General features: G+C 32.8%; 15 protein-coding genes and 1 tRNA gene. 8 read left to right on the top strand and 8 right to left on the bottom strand.

Annotation, left to right across the window (positions count from 1 at the left end):
• Positions 1 to 7 precede the first annotated feature (7 nt).
• On the bottom strand, positions 8 to 196 hold the full coding sequence (locus METIG_RS09230; protein ID WP_245527629.1) for a hypothetical protein: 189 nt from the start codon (positions 194 to 196) through the stop codon (positions 8 to 10).
• 97 nt (positions 197 to 293) lie between these two features.
• Positions 294 to 1364, bottom strand: coding sequence for a glutamine-hydrolyzing carbamoyl-phosphate synthase small subunit (carA, locus tag METIG_RS03120; protein WP_013798789.1), 1071 nt, complete (start codon positions 1362 to 1364; stop codon positions 294 to 296).
• 181 nt (positions 1365 to 1545) lie between these two features.
• On the opposite strand from carA, the gene serA reads away from it, so the two are divergent.
• From serA to METIG_RS03145, 5 genes are all read left to right on the top strand, one after another.
• Complete coding sequence (gene serA, locus METIG_RS03125; protein ID WP_013798790.1) at positions 1546 to 3117, top strand: phosphoglycerate dehydrogenase; 1572 nt, start codon at positions 1546 to 1548, stop codon at positions 3115 to 3117.
• A 704-nt stretch (positions 3118 to 3821) separates the two neighbouring features.
• On the top strand, positions 3822 to 4949 hold the full coding sequence (locus METIG_RS03130) for an APC family permease (RefSeq protein WP_013798791.1): 1128 nt from the start codon (positions 3822 to 3824) through the stop codon (positions 4947 to 4949).
• Between the two features lie 1032 nt (positions 4950 to 5981).
• Positions 5982 to 7592, top strand: coding sequence for a bifunctional N(6)-L-threonylcarbamoyladenine synthase/serine/threonine protein kinase (locus METIG_RS03135; protein ID WP_013798792.1), 1611 nt, complete (start codon positions 5982 to 5984; stop codon positions 7590 to 7592).
• Positions 7593 to 7604: 12 nt separating this feature from the next.
• The gene (locus METIG_RS03140; protein ID WP_013798793.1) at positions 7605 to 8234 is read left to right on the top strand and encodes a MarC family protein; all 630 of its coding nucleotides are present in this window, start codon (positions 7605 to 7607) and stop codon (positions 8232 to 8234) included.
• 398 nt (positions 8235 to 8632) lie between these two features.
• Complete coding sequence (locus tag METIG_RS03145) at positions 8633 to 9049, top strand: DUF2120 family protein (RefSeq protein WP_013798794.1); 417 nt, start codon at positions 8633 to 8635, stop codon at positions 9047 to 9049.
• Positions 9050 to 9163: 114 nt separating this feature from the next.
• On the opposite strand, the gene METIG_RS03150 is transcribed toward METIG_RS03145, so the two are convergent.
• The 3 genes from METIG_RS03150 to METIG_RS03160 all read right to left on the bottom strand — a co-directional run bounded on the left by METIG_RS03150 (position 9164) and on the right by METIG_RS03160 (position 10755).
• Positions 9164 to 9856, bottom strand: a complete 693-nt coding sequence (locus METIG_RS03150) for a TIGR00297 family protein (protein WP_013798795.1) — start codon at positions 9854 to 9856, stop codon at positions 9164 to 9166.
• A gap of 77 nt (positions 9857 to 9933) precedes the next feature.
• Positions 9934 to 10008 (bottom strand) — tRNA-Arg (locus METIG_RS03155).
• A gap of 546 nt (positions 10009 to 10554) precedes the next feature.
• Complete coding sequence (locus tag METIG_RS03160; protein WP_007044378.1) at positions 10555 to 10755, bottom strand: histone family protein; 201 nt, start codon at positions 10753 to 10755, stop codon at positions 10555 to 10557.
• 738 nt (positions 10756 to 11493) lie between these two features.
• On the opposite strand from METIG_RS03160, the gene cofG reads away from it, so the two are divergent.
• From cofG to argJ, 3 genes are all read left to right on the top strand, one after another.
• A complete protein-coding gene (cofG, locus tag METIG_RS03165) occupies positions 11494 to 12561 on the top strand; it encodes a 7,8-didemethyl-8-hydroxy-5-deazariboflavin synthase subunit CofG (protein ID WP_013798796.1) in 1068 nt (355 codons plus the stop codon).
• A 220-nt stretch (positions 12562 to 12781) separates the two neighbouring features.
• Entirely contained in the window at positions 12782 to 13600 is an 819-nt protein-coding gene (locus tag METIG_RS03170; RefSeq protein WP_013798797.1) for a 2-amino-3,7-dideoxy-D-threo-hept-6-ulosonate synthase, read from the top strand.
• Positions 13601 to 13699: 99 nt separating this feature from the next.
• A complete protein-coding gene (gene argJ / locus METIG_RS03175) occupies positions 13700 to 14920 on the top strand; it encodes a bifunctional ornithine acetyltransferase/N-acetylglutamate synthase (RefSeq protein WP_013798798.1) in 1221 nt (406 codons plus the stop codon).
• A gap of 46 nt (positions 14921 to 14966) precedes the next feature.
• Here the strand turns inward: argJ and METIG_RS03180 are convergent, their stop codons facing one another.
• From METIG_RS03180 to METIG_RS03190, 3 genes are all read right to left on the bottom strand, one after another.
• Positions 14967 to 15344, bottom strand: coding sequence for a Holliday junction resolvase-like protein (locus tag METIG_RS03180; RefSeq protein ID WP_013798799.1), 378 nt, complete (start codon positions 15342 to 15344; stop codon positions 14967 to 14969).
• A gap of 260 nt (positions 15345 to 15604) precedes the next feature.
• Positions 15605 to 15898: a hypothetical protein gene (locus tag METIG_RS03185; protein WP_013798800.1), complete on the bottom strand. Its 294-nt coding sequence runs from the start codon at positions 15896 to 15898 to the stop codon at positions 15605 to 15607.
• A gap of 137 nt (positions 15899 to 16035) precedes the next feature.
• A complete protein-coding gene (locus METIG_RS03190; protein WP_013798476.1) occupies positions 16036 to 16971 on the bottom strand; it encodes a transposase in 936 nt (311 codons plus the stop codon).
• Positions 16972 to 16990: the final 19 nt, after the last annotated feature.

The raw sequence follows: 16990 nt of genomic DNA on the forward strand, positions 1-16990 counted from the left end.
TAAAAAATTAAAAAATTAAAATTAAATTAAAAATAAGATTTGGGGTCTGTCCAATGTGAGTATTGGTGAGTAAATACCCATATTGGACTTGGGCGTCATCAGCCACACAAGGGTGTCTCTGCCCCTGTCGTGGACATAAAAACCTAACGGTTTTTAAGTTCTCGTCGCTTCGCTCCGAGATGACCCCAAGCTCCACCCATCTATGTTTTTATCTTTATAAAGTCCTATATAAATATATCGAAAACTCATAAACACACATATCCTCACAAATACTCACAAAAAACTAAACAGTTTCAAACGGCATCTTTTAATTTTATCATCTCATCAAATAAGAACTTAGCATCATGTGGTCCCGGCCCTGCTTCTGGGTGGTATTGGACGCTCCAAATTGGCAAATTCTTGTGCCTTATCCCTTCAACGGTGTTGTCGTTTAGATTTATGTGCATAACTTCAACATCATCAGGGAGAGAGTCCTCTTTCGTAGCAAAACCATGGTTTTGAGATGTTATATAAACTCTACCAGTGGTTAAATCTTTAACTGGTTGGTTTCCTCCTCTATGTCCAAATTTGAGTTTGTATGTTTCCCCTCCTAATGCCAAGGTAATAATTTGGTGACCTAAACAAATTCCAGTTATTGGAATTTGTCCGATAAGTTCTTTTACTGTATTTATGGTTTCTTTAACCCTAACTGGGTCTCCTGGACCGTTGGATACCAAAACGAAATCTGCCTTATATTCTAAAATTTCATCTGCCTTTGTGTTGTATGGAACTTGGATAACTTCACACCCTCTCTCAGTTAAGCACTTTATTATGCTATTCTTAACTCCGCAATCAATTAAGACACATCTTGCCTTTTTCTCTCCAATAGGTTCATTGATTTTTACTTCTTTTGTAGAGACCATTGGAACCAAATCAATTTCCGACAAATCCTTATGCTCTCTTGCTTTTTTCAATAACTCCTCAATATCATCATCACTTATTGGTTCTGATGATGTTTTAATGCAAGCTCTTACAACCCCTTTGTCCCTAATCTTTCTTGTTATAAACCTTGTATCAATATTGGATATGCATGGGATGTCATACTCCTTCAAAAAATCATCCAATTCTCTGCCAGTCAATTCCCTAACAACAAAACCCTCTGCCTTTATGCCATCTGACTCATACCATTCTTTCCTAACTCCATAGTTCCCTTCTAATGGGTATGTCATTGTGACTATTTGTCCCTTATATGAAGGATCTGTCAAAATCTCAACATATCCCGTCATACTTGTGTTAAATACTAACTCTCCCAAAATCTCTCTCTCAGCACCATGACCTTTTCCTTTAAAAACAGTCCCATCCTCTAAAACTAAAACAGCATACATTTTTCCACCAAAGATATTTATTGGGTAGTAATTTTAATAATTTTCATAATTCATAATAACTAATGAATCGATGAAAATTAACTATTTAAATAAGAAGACATTAATCATGAAATCAATACATCTTATCGTTTTTATATTTTTTGTTTGATTATTAATAAATCTTGGAATTGGGTGATAAAAAATGGTTAAGATATTAGTAACAGACCCATTGCATGAGGATGCTATAAAGATTTTAGAAGAAGTTGGTGATGTTGAAATAGCAACTGGCTTAAGCAAAGAGGAATTATTGGAAAAGGTTAAAGATGCAGAAGTTTTAGTTGTCAGAAGTGGGACAAAAGTAACAAGAGAAGTTATTGAAAATGCAGAAAAATTAAAAGTTATAGGTAGGGCAGGGGTTGGTGTTGATAATATTGACTTAGATGCCGCGACTGAGAAAGGGATTATTGTTGTTAATGCCCCTGATGCATCATCAATTTCAGTTGCAGAGCTAACAATGGGTTTAATGCTTGCAGCAGCAAGAAACATCCCACAAGCAACGGCATCATTAAAAAGAGGAGAATGGGATAGAAAGTCATTTAAAGGTATTGAATTGTATGGAAAAACACTTGGAATTGTTGGTTTAGGAAGAATTGGACAACAAGTTGCTAAAAGGGCTCAGGCATTTGGAATGAACATAATTGCTTACGACCCTTACATACCAGAGGAAGTGGCTAACTCACTTGGAATAAAATTGGTTGATTTAAACACACTATGCAAAGAGAGTGATTTCATAACATTACACGTCCCATTAACACCAAAAACAAAACACATGATTGGAAAAGAGCAGATTAACTTAATGAAGAAAAACGCTATAATAGTAAACTGTGCAAGAGGAGGATTAATTGACGAAAAGGCATTGTATGAAGCATTAAAAGAAAAGAAAATAAGAGCAGCAGCACTTGATGTCTTTGAAGAGGAGCCACCAAAAGACAACCCATTATTGACCTTAGATAATGTTATTGGAACTCCACACCAAGGTGCTTCAACAGAAGAGGCACAAAAAAGTGCAGGAACAATAGTTGCTGAGCAGATAAAGAAGGTATTGAAAGGAGAACCTGCTGAAAATGTTGTTAACTTGCCAATGCTTCCTCCTGAAAAGATGAGCAAAATAAAACCATATATGGTATTGGCTGAGAAGTTGGGTAACATAATTATTCAATTACTTGACAAATCTGTGAGAAAAATAGAGATCGTCTATGCTGGAGAATTGGCTAAAGAGAAAACAGATTTAATAAAGAGGGCATTTTTAAAAGGTCTTTTATCACCGATATTACTTGCTGGAATTAACTTAGTTAACGCTCCAGTTATTGCAAAGAATAGAAACATAAAAGTTGTTGAGGGAACATTGTCAGAGAGTGAATATGGAAACGCTATAAAAGTTATTGCAGAAGGGGAGACAGATAAAGTTTCAATCACTGGAACTATTGCAAATGGAAAACCAATGTTATGTGAAATTAATGGATATAAAGTTAACTTCAGCCCAGAGGGAATATTCTGCGTTATAAAGCACATAGATAGACCTGGCACAATTGGAAGAGTTTGCCTAACCCTTGGAGATTATGGAATAAACATTGCTGGAATGCAAGTTGGTAGGGAATCCCCCGGCGGAGAGAGCATTATGTTATTAGATGTTGACCATGTAGTTCCAGAAGAGGTTGTAGAGAAAATAAAGAAACTTGAAAATATAAAGGATATGAAGGTTATCAACTTATAGAGCTTTTTTTAGTTGAATTCTATTTCTTTATTTTTTACTGCAAAAATCTTTTTTAGTCTAAATATTTGAAAGAATAAATTAATAACAAAATGATTGCATTGTTGGTTTTAGTTTTGAAGTATCTTTTTTGTAAAGTAATTACGTTAAAATAGAGTCAAAAATATAGCTGTGTGCGTTAAAATTTGAAATATAATTACAATAAATTCTGTGAAGTTATGGCCATATTTTAAATTTTAAGAAGGAATATTTACTATTTAAAACCCATCGGGTCATAAATAAGTAATAAATTCCGCACACAGCTATAGATACAATTTTTTAATAAAATTAAAAGGATAAACCGGATCTCATTTAGAATTACGCTTAATTTGTCGTTTTTCAGAAATTTTATTTATGCCAAAATATATGAAAAGAATTCCACAAACAACTTATATAGTTGTGTGCGAAATAGTTGAATAATCTATGATTATTCAACTTCCCTGCAACCGAAGGTTGCAGTGGATTTTTAAACTTATTTATATATCAATGAATTTTCAAATAACTTTTATTCTTCCTTAAAATTTGAAATAAGGCATAAATCTTTAAGAATTTACCTACAGTATATTCCAAATTATACGGCAAAACCCAAAGGGTTTTGCCAAATTTTCTAACGCACACGACTATAATTCAACACATAATCAACTTTTGTATGTGTGGGGGTTGGGATTGTGAAATACCTAACTTTAAAGGATGCAGTATTTTTGACAATAACTTCTATCATTGGTGGGGGGATTTTTGTTTTATCTCCATTAACATATTTGATTGCAGGAAAATGTGCAATATATGGGTGGATTTTGGTTTTGATGATAAGTATGGTTTTGGTTTTACCATTTGCATACGCAACAACAAAGATAACCAAAAGTGGGGGACCATATAAATACGTGATGAGAATTTTTGGGAAAAAGGTGGGAACAATTTTTGCATATACACTGTGGTTTGCTGGAGTAACTGCGATCTCAGCAGTTGTATCGTTTTTTAGTATAATATTCAACATCTACTTTAACTTTGAGTATGTAGGTATTGTTTTGGTTATATTTTTAACACTCCTTATTATAAATGGTGTTAAGGTCGTAGGGAACTTTTTAAGAATTTTTGGAACTTTAACAGTAATCACTTTATTGTTTATAATATTTTCAAATAAATTTGATTTATCAGTTTTTGATGCCAAAGTTAATTTGTTTAAGGTTTTGGTAACGAGTTATTTTGGACTTTGGACTATGACGGGTTGGGAAGGGATATCAATACCCTCAGAGGCATTTAAAAATCCAGAAAGGGACATTGGCTATGGCTTGATTATTGGGACATTTATTATCGGAATTTTGTATTTGCTATATACGTTAGTTGTAATCTCATCAAATATAACTTATAGTGAATTGGGGGATGTTATAGGGGCACTAATCGGGAATAATTCCCTCATTTGGGTTTGTATTCTGTTGATAATTGGAGGATGTGTATTTAGCTGGCTTTTTTCCTTAGGTTGGATGCCCTATGCTCTGTCCCATGACAAAATATTCATCCCAAAATTTTCAGATGCATTTGTTAAATTAAGAAAAGGCATTCCCACAAATGGTGTTTTGCTGAATTCGTTTATTATCGCTACCCTCTCTATATATCCATCAAAAACTTTGGTTGATTTGGGGATGTTTCTAACTTTAATATCCTATTTCGTTTTGTATCTCTCTGTTTTTAAGGAAAAGGTATCGGCATTCAAAATAAAGTTCGTATCTTTATTGGCAGCGGTAATAACTTTATTAATCATTGCATTTAGAGTTTATTTGTTATTTAATGGAAAATAATGACCTTAATATCAAAATCATAGAAAAGAAATAAAAGAAAAAATTTCTATCCTTGTTTTAGTAGATTGAGTACTCAAGCCCTTAACTTACTTTCTTTTTAGGAATTTTCAAAACCTACTCGTTACACTCGTAGAAAGCAAGAAAGATTATACAATCTATTTTTAAATCTAACACACAACTATTAACAAAAATCTTAATTCTCCAAACTTATTTAATATATTTTAAAATTAAACCAAACCTAAATTACACAAATATCAACAAATAACTAAAATCTCCTAAAAATCTCAATTTTAATCCGAAAATATCAGAAGAGTTAATTAGAGTTGATTTATAGTCGTGTGCGGAATATATACGGCAAAACCTTTGGTTTTGCCATTAATTTTTTAAATAACTTTAGCCCCCTTAAAATTTGAAATAAGGGATGAATCTTTAAAAATTTATCAGTAGCATATTTCCAACTTCTAACGCACACGACTATAATAAAATTAAGAGGCATTACCAAGTGAAGTGAGGTATAGTCGTTCTACAATTAAATAATGGTTAACATAACTCTAATTTAAATTGGAGTTTTGTTAAACTACCTTAAAATTGAAATTTTATTAGGCGAAAACTCCTGCGGAGTTTTCGCTGCTCGAACCTTCGGTTCGATTAGGCGAAATCAAAGATTTCGCTGCTCAAACCTTCGGTTTGAAGTTGTAAATATGCTATATTTTTTGTAGAACGACTATAATGCATCCCTTTGATGAAATCGAAGCGAAGCTTCGAGCAGTGTCCACTGCAACCTATGGTTGCAGGGAAGTTGAATAACGTAGTTATTCAACTAAATCGAAGATTTCACCTAACCGAACCGTAAGGTTCGATCTGCAAAACCGACAGGTTTTGCTTAACTTTTTAAAAGTTTCATATAGAAGCAAGAAAAGTAAATCAAAAAATCTAATGTCAATATTAAAAATCCAATAATAACATCAAACAAAATAAAAATAATCCTTACCATAATATTAGGATAGCTCAAAATACACAAATGGTGAAAAGATGATTTGTATCGGATTGGAAGGAACGGCAGAAAAAACTGGTGTTGGTGTTGTTACCTCTGATGGGGAAGTCTTATTTAATAAAACTATTATTTACACCCCTCCAAAGCAGGGTATCCACCCAAGGGAAGCCGCAGATCATCATGCTGAGACCTTCCCAAAACTTATAAAAGAAGCGTTTGAGGTTGTTGATAAGGATGAGATTGATTTAATCGCATTTTCTCAAGGCCCAGGATTGGGGCCGTGTTTAAGAGTAACCGCAACAGCGGCGAGAACATTATCATTAGCATTAAAAAAGCCAATTATTGGGGTGAATCACTGCGTTGCACATATAGAGATTGGAAAATTAACTACCGATGCAGAGGATCCATTGACATTATATGTTAGCGGAGGGAACACCCAAGTTATTGCCTATGTATCAAACAAATATAGGGTATTTGGAGAAACATTAGATATTGCAATAGGAAACTGTTTAGACCAGTTTGCAAGATTCTGCAACCTCCCACATCCTGGGGGACCTTATGTAGAGAAACTTGCTGAAAAAGGAGAGAAGCTTATTGATTTGCCATATACTGTCAAAGGTATGGATATTTCATTCTCGGGGCTATTAACTTCTGCAATGAGGAGTTATGAAAGTGGGGAAAGGTTAGAGGACGTATGCTTTTCCCTCCAAGAGATAGCATTTTCCATGCTCACAGAGATAACTGAGAGGGCTTTAGCCCACACAAATAAGCCAGAAGTTATGCTTGTTGGAGGGGTTGCGGCAAATAATCGCCTTAGAGAGATGCTAAAAATAATGAGTGAAGAACAGAATGTTGATTTCTATGTTCCAGAAAAGCAGTTTTGTGGAGATAATGGGGCTATGATTGCTTGGTTAGGGATTTTGCAATATATGAATGGGAAAAGAATGACATTGGAAGAGACAAGAATCATACCAAATTATAGAACAGATATGGTTGAAGTTAATTGGATTAAGGAAATACCAAAAAAGAAAAGAAAAATTCCCCCACACTTAATAGGAAAGGGTGCAGAGGCAGATATTAAAAAGAGCACTTATCTAAATTGGGATGTTGTGATAAAGGAGAGAATTAAAAAAAGTTATAGGATCGAGGAGTTGGATAAATTAATAAGAACAAGAAGAACTGTGAGAGAGGGGAGATTCCTTGCTTTAATAAAGAACTTTGACATCCCTGCCCCTTATGTGTTTGATGTTGATAGAGACAAAGGTATAATAGTTATGAGTTACATACATGGAAAATTGGCAAAGGATGTTATAGAGGAAGGGGATTTGGACTGTTGTTATGAAATTGGGGAAATTGTAGCGAAGTTGCATGAAAACAATATTATACACAATGATTTAACAACATCAAACTTTATTGTTGGGAAAGATGGGAGAACATACATTATTGACTTTGGGCTTGGAAAGTTTTCTGATTTGATTGAGGACAAGGCGGTTGATTTGATTGTTTTAAAGAAGGCGATTTTAACCACACACTACAACAAATTCCAAGAAGTTTGGGAGAAAATCATTGAGGGATATAAAACATATGAACTATGGGAAGAAGTCATTAACCACATGGGAGAAGTGGAAAAAAGAGCAAGATATTTATAAAATGGTGAAAATATGGACTTAAATTTTTTCATCTATTCTTTTACATCATTGTTTATCATTGTTGACCCGATTGGCTTAATTCCAGTATTCCATCTTTTAACATACTACTATTCAAAGGATGAGCAAATAGAAATAATAAAAAGTGCCATTATAACTGCAACAATAACACTATTAATATTTGCGTTCTTTGGAACGTATATTTTTGATTACTTTGGGATAACATTGGACTCATTCAAAGTTGCAGGAGGCTTATTGCTGTTTAAAATTGCATGGGATATGCTCCATGCTGAGATGTCAAAAACAAAACACTCTCCAAGAGAGGAAGTCGATATACGTATGGGGGGCGTTGCAGTAGTTCCATTGGCAATCCCTTTACTTGCAGGGCCTGGAGCTATAACAACAACCATAATTTTAATGGGAAAAGCACAAAATTTGACGGATAAAACAACAGTTATATTGTCGATAATCTCAACTATGATAATCTCTGGTTTAATACTCTCTGCATCAGATATTGTTGTGAAAAAATTAAAGGTATCAGGTATCAATGCAATAGTAAGGATTATGGGGCTTATATTAGCGGCAATATCAGTTCAGATTATATTTAGTGGTGCCTATGGATTAATAAAGGCCATCACTGCATAAAAATTATAGTCGTGTGCGTTAGAAATTGGAAATATACTATTGGTAAATTCTTAAAGATTTATCCATTATTTCAATTTTTTGGCAAAACCTAAAAGGTTTTGCCGTATATTTTAAGGAAGGATAATGATTATTTAAAAATTCATTAATGTATATATATAAGTTTAAAAAATTCCGCACACGACTATATATGTTGTTTGTGGAATTTCTTTCACATATTTCAACATAATAAATTCTTGAAAGAACGATAAATCATGTGTAAAATTTCAAATAAAGCACAATTCTTTCTTTAATTTTAATTATGTATCTGGTTATTTATACCGCAACGACTATAAAAACTAAAAATAAAAATAAAGCCAATCAAAGAAGTAAAAAAACAAAAAATAAAGGGTGATATCTTGATGCACTTGAAAATGACTGTTGGAAAAATTATGCAATCTTTAAATGCATTTAAAGGTTCAAAACCAATATGTGATATAGAGGGTTTGTTGATAGTGAGGGGCGTTTGTAGAGATGAGAATTTTGAAAAATACAACAGCATAAAGGAATACTTAGAGGCAAAATTAAAAGAGAATGGTTTTGAGATTGCTGATGAGGATGATATTGTATTGTTTGTTGAGAGGATAAACAATGTTTTAAAAGAGACAATGGCAAGCCCTGACATGTTTGGATTTGAGGCATTAAAAAAGTCATTTGAAAGCATAGGTTGTGAGTGCGACTATGTTATAGGTAAAAAAGGCAATTTGATGGTTGGTGTAAGTATGTGGTTCGATAAAAATAGAAAAAACCCAAAGTTCGTTGAAGTTGTTGGGTGCTAACTAATTGATTTATAAATTACTTGAACTTTGCAAAGAATTGGATATGAAATTTCATATTAAAAATTGACAATGATTAAATTATAAATTTTAAAATTTTTTTTAGATATTTCCACATTATGCCAACAATAAACCACAAATCCCCCCAACCAACGTTGCTATAAAATTAACATGCTCCTTATTCATAATTCCTCTTCTTTCAAATACTGCACCGCATAAACTATCCGCCAAATTGCCCAAGATTCCCGAAATTGTTGCAATCCAAATTAAATCAGGACTTTTAAATAATAAATAACTCACAACTCCTATCAAAAAGGCCCCCAGCAATCCCATAAATGTTCCAAAGAACGTTATCCCACCATCAGTTCCTTTCTCTACTTTTTTAAGAGTTGTTATTAATCTTGGAGTCTCCTTTGACAAAACCCCCAATTCAGACGAGAATGTATCTGATGTAGCCGCTGCTATTGAGCCAATGTATCCAAACAACGCCAACTTAAACCCAAAACAATACATAATAACAAATAATAATGGAACCAATCCATTAGCAAGGACATTTCTTATTGTTCTTCTACTCTCTGCTAATCCCATTTTTTTCTTTGTGGAGTATCCCATTTTACTTACCAAGACCCCTAATATAAAAAAGGAAAGCAAGATTACAAGCCAAGATAACCCAGCTCCCAAAATTATAATAAAAGCCATAATTGAAGATGCACAAATTCCACAATTATCCAAGGAATCACTCTTTTTTATCAACAATGCCAAAATACAAACAATCACCACGGCTAAAAAAAATTTTGAAATTATATCCATGAGATCACCAAAAAATTATTTGGCACTTTTATGTAGTTTTTATTAATTATTTTGCTTTGACTATAATTAAACATTAACGCCCCCGGAGGGATTTGAACCCTCGACCACTGGGTCCGAAGCCCAGCATCTTATCCTGGCTCGACCACGGGGGCATAATACTTAGAAAATATGTATAGAATTAATTGAATACATAAAAGCCGTTCAAAACTGTTTAGTTTTTTGTGAGTATTTGTGAGGATATGTGTGTTTATGAGTTTTCGATATATTTATATAGGACTTTATAAAGATAAAAACATAGATGGGTGGAGCTTGGGGTCATCTCGGAGCGAAGCGACGAGAACTATAGTTGTGTGCGTTGTAGTTTGGAAATATGCTGCTGATGAATTTTTAACGGCTGTAAGCCGTTTCAAATTTTAAGGTGGCTTATTACTATTTGAAATTTATTAAGGTATGAATAAGTTTAAAAAATTCCGCACACAACTATAAAAACCGTTAGGTTTTTATGTCCACGACAGGGGCAGAGACACTCTTGTGTGGCTGATGACGCCCAAGTCCAATATGGGTATTTACTCACCAATACCCATATTGGACAGACCCCAATATAAAAACATACTCTTTTGAGATAATGAATAAAAAACAAAAATTCAAAGACTAAAAAACTTAGAACTATTATAAAATTTTAAAAAATGTAAAAGAATTTATTTTAAAGCTAATTTGATGTCTTCTACTTTTACTGTTTTTCTTTTTGCGTGCTTTGCTAATGCAACAGCCTCTTTAGCAATGTCCATTGCAATATCCTCTAAAGCCTCAGCAAGCTTAACTGCTGCAGCCCTACTAACCCTCTCAGCACCAGCCTTCTTCAAGATTCTTTCCATTGGTGCAACTGGAAGCTCTGCCATAGAATCACCTCAAAACTTTCTATGTTATATTCTATACTGGAGGGTTATTTAAACTTTTCGATTTTGTGTTGAGATATTATCCGTATTTACTCAATAATGATGAGTTCATGGAAATTTAAACGAAATTACCTGCTAAATGATGAGATTATTATCTCAAAATATCAAAATTTTTAAATATGTTCAATGGATAATTTATGGTTGTTTGATGAATTTTTAAACTAAATAAACGACTAAAGTTTAAATGATCCCTATTTACGCTTTAAATTTTGAAGCAACATTTAATAATGCATAAATTTAGAAGTTAATGTTTAACTATAGTCGTGTGCGTTAGAAGGGTTTTTTGGCAAAACTGAAAGTTTTGCCGTATAATTTGGAAATATGCTACTGACAAAGTCATAAAGATTTATGACTTATTTAAAATTTTTTGGCAAAACCTAAAAGGTTTTGCCGTATATTTTAAGGATGGATAAATGTTATTTAGAAATTCATTAATGTATAAATAAGTTTAAAAATCCACTGCAACCTTCGGTTGCAGGGAAGTTGAATAACTACGTTATTCAACTATTTCGCACACGACTATAATAAAGTATAGTTGTTCTGCAGTTAAAAGCAATAACCAACTTCAAATTTAAATTAGGATTTGTTAAATAGCCCTAAACTTAAATTTAAGATAGTATTTATGATACTAATTTTTAGAATAACTATTATACTTTAAAACAGCATACTTGAGGGATTATTATGATCAGTAGAGAAGAGGCAATAGCGTTCTTAAACTCAAATTCACCAAAGGATATTTTAGAAAAGATAAATTTGATAAATGAATTGGAAAAAGATAGAGAAAAATATATAACATACTCAAAAAATGTTTTTATCCCATTGTGCAATTGGTGTAGAAATAAATGCGGATATTGTATTTTTAGGAGCAATAATCCAAAACTTATGAAAAAGGAAGAAGTCAGAGAAATTTTATTAAAAGGAGATGAGCTCGGCTGCAGAGAGGCGTTATTTACATTTGGAGAAAGAGTTGATGAACATCCAAAGATAAAAGAGGAATTAAAAAAGATGGGCTATTCTGGAATTTTAGAGTATTTATATGATTTAGAGGATTGGTGCTTAAGCAACACAAACCTTCTTCCTCACACTAATTGTGGAATTTTAACATATGAAGAGCTAAAAATGCTTAGGGAGGTTAATGCTTCAATGGGATTAATGCTTGAAAACGTTAGCGAGAGGTTAATGAAAACCATTGCGCATAAAGATAGCCCCGGTAAAGAACCAAAATTGAGAATTGAGATGATTGAAAATGCAGGAAAATTAAAGATTCCATTTACTACTGGAATATTAATTGGTATTGGAGAAACTAATGAGGAGATAGTGGATTCCATCTTAAAGATTAAGGAGATCCACGAAAAATATGGACACATTCAAGAGGTCATCATTCAGAATTTTAGAACTAAAAAAGGTATTCCTATGGAGAATTTTGAAGAACCTTCACCAATAAAGATGTTGAAGGTTATAATATTAGCAAAGTTGATGTTGGATGATATTTCAATCCAAGTTCCACCAAATCTAAATAAAGAAACTGGACAGTTGTTTTTGTTGGCTGGAATTGATGATTGGGGTGGAGTGTCTCCATTAACAAAAGATTATGTGAATCCTGAAGCCCCATGGCCAGAAATTGAGGAATTAAGGAGATTTACTGAGGAATTGGGCTTTAAATTAAAGATGAGGTTACCTGTCTATGACAAATATATAAAAAAGGAGTGGTTAAGTGAGAGAATTTATGAAAAAATAGTCAAAGAATAACAAAGAGCTTTATAATAAAATTTGGATTTTGGTTGTTCCGCAATTGGTAGAGATAATAAAATATAAATATGGAAAATATAAATATGACTAAGCGAAAATTATAAATATACTATGTTTCTACATTCTGAAAATCAAGGAATTCTCTTGTGCATAAGGCAAAAACACATAAAATAATAGTCTCTACTTATCATCAAAAATCATCTACTACTAAGGTGATGTTATGGATATATTCAACAACATCAAAAACATAGGAAAAATCATTAGATTAGAAAGAATATTCAACAGAACAAGTGCAAAAACTGTTATTGTTCCAATGGATCATGGTGTTTCATCAGGTCCAATAAAAGGATTAATCAATATGAAAGAAACAATAAATGCTGTTGCCGATGGGGGAGCTAATGCTGTCTTGTTGCATAAGGGGATTGTTAGACATGGACACAGAGGATACGGAAAAGATGTAGGTTTAATTATCCACTTATCTGCTGGAACTTCTCTTTCACCAGATCCAAACAAAAAGGTTATTGTTACCAGTGTTGAAGAAGCTATAAGAATGGGTGCTGATGCAGTTTCAATTCACGTTAATGTTGGGGCAGATACTGACTATGAGATGTACCAGGATTTAGGTAGAATTGCAGAGATTTGCGAATACTGGGGAATGCCATTAATTGCTATGATGTACCCAAGAGGTAAGAAAATAGAAAATGAGAGAGACCCAGAAGTTGTTGCCCATGCTGCAAGGTTGGGGGCTGAGTTGGGAGCAGATGTCATAAAAACAAACTACACCGGAGATCCAGACACATTCAAAGAGGTTGTAAAAGGATGTCCTGCACCAATAGTCATAGCAGGGGGACCTAAAACAAACACAGATGAAGAATTCTTAAGAATGGTTAAAGATGCTATCGATGCTGGGGCAGTTGGTGTAGCAATTGGAAGAAACATATTCCAACATGAAAATGTTAGAGGCATAACAAGAGCGGTATCAAGAATTGTCCATGAAGGAATTGATGTTGAAGAGGCATTAAAAGAGTTAAAGAAATAATTTAATCACTTTTTTATTTTTTTATTTTTTAGTAAGATTTATTTATCAATTTAGATTAATTAATTCTTAGTTCAGTCATAATTGAAATCAATAACTAAGATGGTGATAAAAATGAAAGTTATTGAGGGCGGAGTTTGTGCACCGAAAGGATTTAAAGCAAATGGAGTAAAGGAAGGAAAGTATGGTGTTGCATTAATAGTTTCAGAAAAAGAGGCGGTTGCAAGTGGGGTCTTTACAACAAATAAAGTTGTTGCACATCCTGTAATCCTCTCAAAAGAAATCTTAAAGAACAATGACAAAATAAGAGCAATCGTGGCAAATAGTGGCAATGCAAACTGCTTTACAAAAAACGGTATGGAAGATGCAAAAGAGATGATAAGAGAAACAGCAAAACTCCTCAATATTAAAGAGAATGAAATACTAATTGCTTCAACAGGAGTTATTGGAAGAAAAATGCCAATGGATATTATAAAGGAGAAGATAAATGAGGCATATAACTTATTAAAAAAAGAAAACAACTCATTAAATGCAGCAAAGGCAATAATGACAACAGATTCCTTCCCAAAAGAGATTGCCGTTGAATTTGAGGTCAATGGAAAAAAAGTGAGAATTGGAGCAATAGGTAAAGGTGCTGGGATGATTGCACCAAACATGTTGCATGCAACAATGCTCTGCTTTATAACAACCGATATAGCAATTGATAGAGAAGATTTAACAAGAGCCCTCCAAAATGCTGTTGATGAAAGCTTTAATAATGCAGTTGTTGATGGGGACACTTCAACAAACGACACTGTCTTTATCCTTGCAAATGGAGAAAGTGGAGTTTGCTATGAAGAATGCAAAGAGCAATTTGAAAATGCATTGAAGTTTGTTTGCACTGAGATTGCCAAAATGATTGTAAAGGATGGAGAGGGAGCAACAAAATTCATGGAGGTTGTTGTTAAAGGAGCAAAAACAAAAGAAGATGCTAAAAAGGCATCAATGGCAGTTGTTAAATCCCTCTTAGTTAAAACTGCATTATTTGGAGAGGATCCAAATTGGGGAAGGATTGTAGCAGCAGTTGGTTATAGTGGAGCAGAAATGGACATGAACAAAATTGATGTTATATTAAGCGATAACAAAAGAGAAGTTTATCTTGTAAAAAATGGGGAGCAGATAGCAGATGAAGGAACAGAGGAGTTAAAACTTGCAGAAGAGATTATGAAAAATAAGGAGATAAAGATAATTGTAAATTTAAACATTGGAAATGAGGAAAATACTGCTTACGGTTGTGATTTAAGTTACGAATATGTTAAAATAAACTCAGAATACACTACTTAAACCTATTTATTTTTAATTTGCTTAATCCAACCGAATACTGTTCCATTCAACTTTTTTTACTTTCAACAATTTTCTTGATTAGTTTTTCTCTTTTGCTTAATGGAGATTTTCCCGTCTTTACATCAAGAAAAACTATCTTTTTTAAATCTCCCTCATCTAGCCCATCAAACACAATAAAGTCAACTGGAGAACCAATAAATCTGGCATCTTTTGGGTTATATTTGAATTCTGGGAGAAATGGGGCAAAATGTTCAGTAACCTTTCCTATGATAACCGATTTGCTCTTCTCTATTGCATCTTTCCTTATCTTTTTCTCATATTTCCTCTTCCAATCTTCAAATAACATATCAGCCTTTTGTTTGGATAATTTTTCAAGTTCTTTATCCTTCCATTCCTCAAATAATTGTCTTGCTCTCTGCTCTATCTCTCCTTTAAGCCCTGAATATAGTTGTTTGCCTTACAGATGAATGAAGACCTCATTAAATTATATGAAGTAATTAACCTTTATTTGGAATTTTACAGTTAATTTATCGTCCTTTTAAAAAATTTGGTTGCATCTAAATCCGTGCAAAAAATTGGCAAACAACTATACTTCCACAATAAAAACATAAATGCAAATAAGAGCAATATGCATAAAATTGTTAAGTAATCCATTTCCATTACCTCAATTAGCAAATAATAAAATTAGCAAAATGTCCTATTTGTTGCTGGGATGCATAATGTTTTTTTGCAGTTTGGACACTGAATTGTGACTTCTTTTAACTTGTAATTTTCTTTGAATGGTTTTTTGCAGTATGGACAAAGCCAGATTCTTCCATGGGTTTTTTTACATTCTCCAACTTCTCCAACTGTAGGATATTTTCTGTAGGTTACTTCACTATCTTCATCTTTGTATTTAAAAAACATCTCCACCATGTCCAAATATATCTCAACAGCAGATTTATTTACACAATCTCCACCACAATATGGGCACTCCATTCTTTCACCAAAGATTCTACTCTTTTTTATTGTAATTTACATCGCAACTCCAAAAATATACTATGTATGTTTAATTATATGTAATTTATGGTAATTAAGAGGTTGTCGAAAAATTATTTCATCAATGAATTTAAATATTACTCTCTAATACTAATAACTCTCATTAGTGTTAAAATATTATGAACGATTGCTACTGCTAAAGTAGCTCTACATCTACTTTCAGGTAGTTTTTCATTTAGAGTTAATCTAAATTTAGTTTTTAGCCCTCCAAATATCGCTTCTATTACCCCTCTAATTTTATACAGTTTCTTATCAAACAATTTTTTAACTTTCTTTCTGATTTTAGAAATACCGTAATCCCATTTAAACTCTTTTGTTTTAACTATTGGAATGAGGTCTATAGATAACAACTCTCTAAGTAAATCTTCATCATCGTAACCACCATCCAACAATATTATCGCACCTTTCACAAAATCTAAAGATTTTATCATTTTTAGTAAGTTTTTACTGTCTGAACTATATCCATTATCCCATTTTACCATAACAATCGAAATTAATCCATAATCTTTATAATAGCAAGCTAATACGTGCATTTTGTCAAAAACCCGATACTTTACCTTTTTTATTTCATTATTCACAACTCTGATTCTTTCACAATACACTCTTAATAAATGGACTCCAGTGGAATCAGCTATGTAAATTATAACCGATGATTTTAACGAATTAGCAATAATTAAGTGTAATCCAACGATTATTTTAGTTAAATCGCTTATTTTAATCCTCTGAAAAGCTTTTCCGTATGTGGAGCTATCTATATGCTTTTTATGTAAATAATCGGAAAGAGTTTCTAAATCTCTTAAACTAATTCTAAAAATGTGTTTTATTATTAGAGTAGCTATATATTCATTGTAACTTATAGCTAAAGGCCTTCCTACTTTGCGTTTTTCTTTATATGGAAGTAAAATATTTATAATAAATGAAACAAAATCATAAGTGTACTTAATATTGAATATCTTAAACCTCTTATCGTAGGCTTTCCAGTATCCTTTTCTTTTGGTTTTTCTGCCGCTCATAATTATTATTACTATTATT

Origin of the sequence: Methanotorris igneus Kol 5 (assembly GCF_000214415.1) — an archaeon.
GTDB lineage: Archaea > AGJL01 > Methanococci > Methanococcales > Methanococcaceae > Methanotorris > Methanotorris igneus.

Excerpts from the sequence above, each read along its gene's own strand:
- carA (WP_013798789.1), bottom strand. The coding sequence starts at position 1,364 with ATGTATGCTGTTTTAGTTTTAGAGGATGGGACTGTTTTTAAAGGAAAA.
- serA (WP_013798790.1), top strand. The coding sequence starts at position 1,546 with ATGGTTAAGATATTAGTAACAGACCCATTGCATGAGGATGCTATAAAG.
- METIG_RS03135 (WP_013798792.1), top strand. The coding sequence starts at position 5,982 with ATGATTTGTATCGGATTGGAAGGAACGGCAGAAAAAACTGGTGTTGGT.
- METIG_RS03140 (WP_013798793.1), top strand. The coding sequence starts at position 7,605 with ATGGACTTAAATTTTTTCATCTATTCTTTTACATCATTGTTTATCATT.
- METIG_RS03145 (WP_013798794.1), top strand. The coding sequence starts at position 8,633 with ATGCACTTGAAAATGACTGTTGGAAAAATTATGCAATCTTTAAATGCA.
- METIG_RS03150 (WP_013798795.1), bottom strand. The coding sequence starts at position 9,856 with ATGGATATAATTTCAAAATTTTTTTTAGCCGTGGTGATTGTTTGTATT.
- METIG_RS03160 (WP_007044378.1), bottom strand. The coding sequence starts at position 10,755 with ATGGCAGAGCTTCCAGTTGCACCAATGGAAAGAATCTTGAAGAAGGCT.
- cofG (WP_013798796.1), top strand. The coding sequence starts at position 11,494 with ATGATCAGTAGAGAAGAGGCAATAGCGTTCTTAAACTCAAATTCACCA.
- METIG_RS03170 (WP_013798797.1), top strand. The coding sequence starts at position 12,782 with ATGGATATATTCAACAACATCAAAAACATAGGAAAAATCATTAGATTA.
- argJ (WP_013798798.1), top strand. The coding sequence starts at position 13,700 with ATGGTGATAAAAATGAAAGTTATTGAGGGCGGAGTTTGTGCACCGAAA.
- METIG_RS03185 (WP_013798800.1), bottom strand. The coding sequence starts at position 15,898 with ATGGAGTGCCCATATTGTGGTGGAGATTGTGTAAATAAATCTGCTGTT.
- METIG_RS03190 (WP_013798476.1), bottom strand. The coding sequence starts at position 16,971 with ATGAGCGGCAGAAAAACCAAAAGAAAAGGATACTGGAAAGCCTACGAT.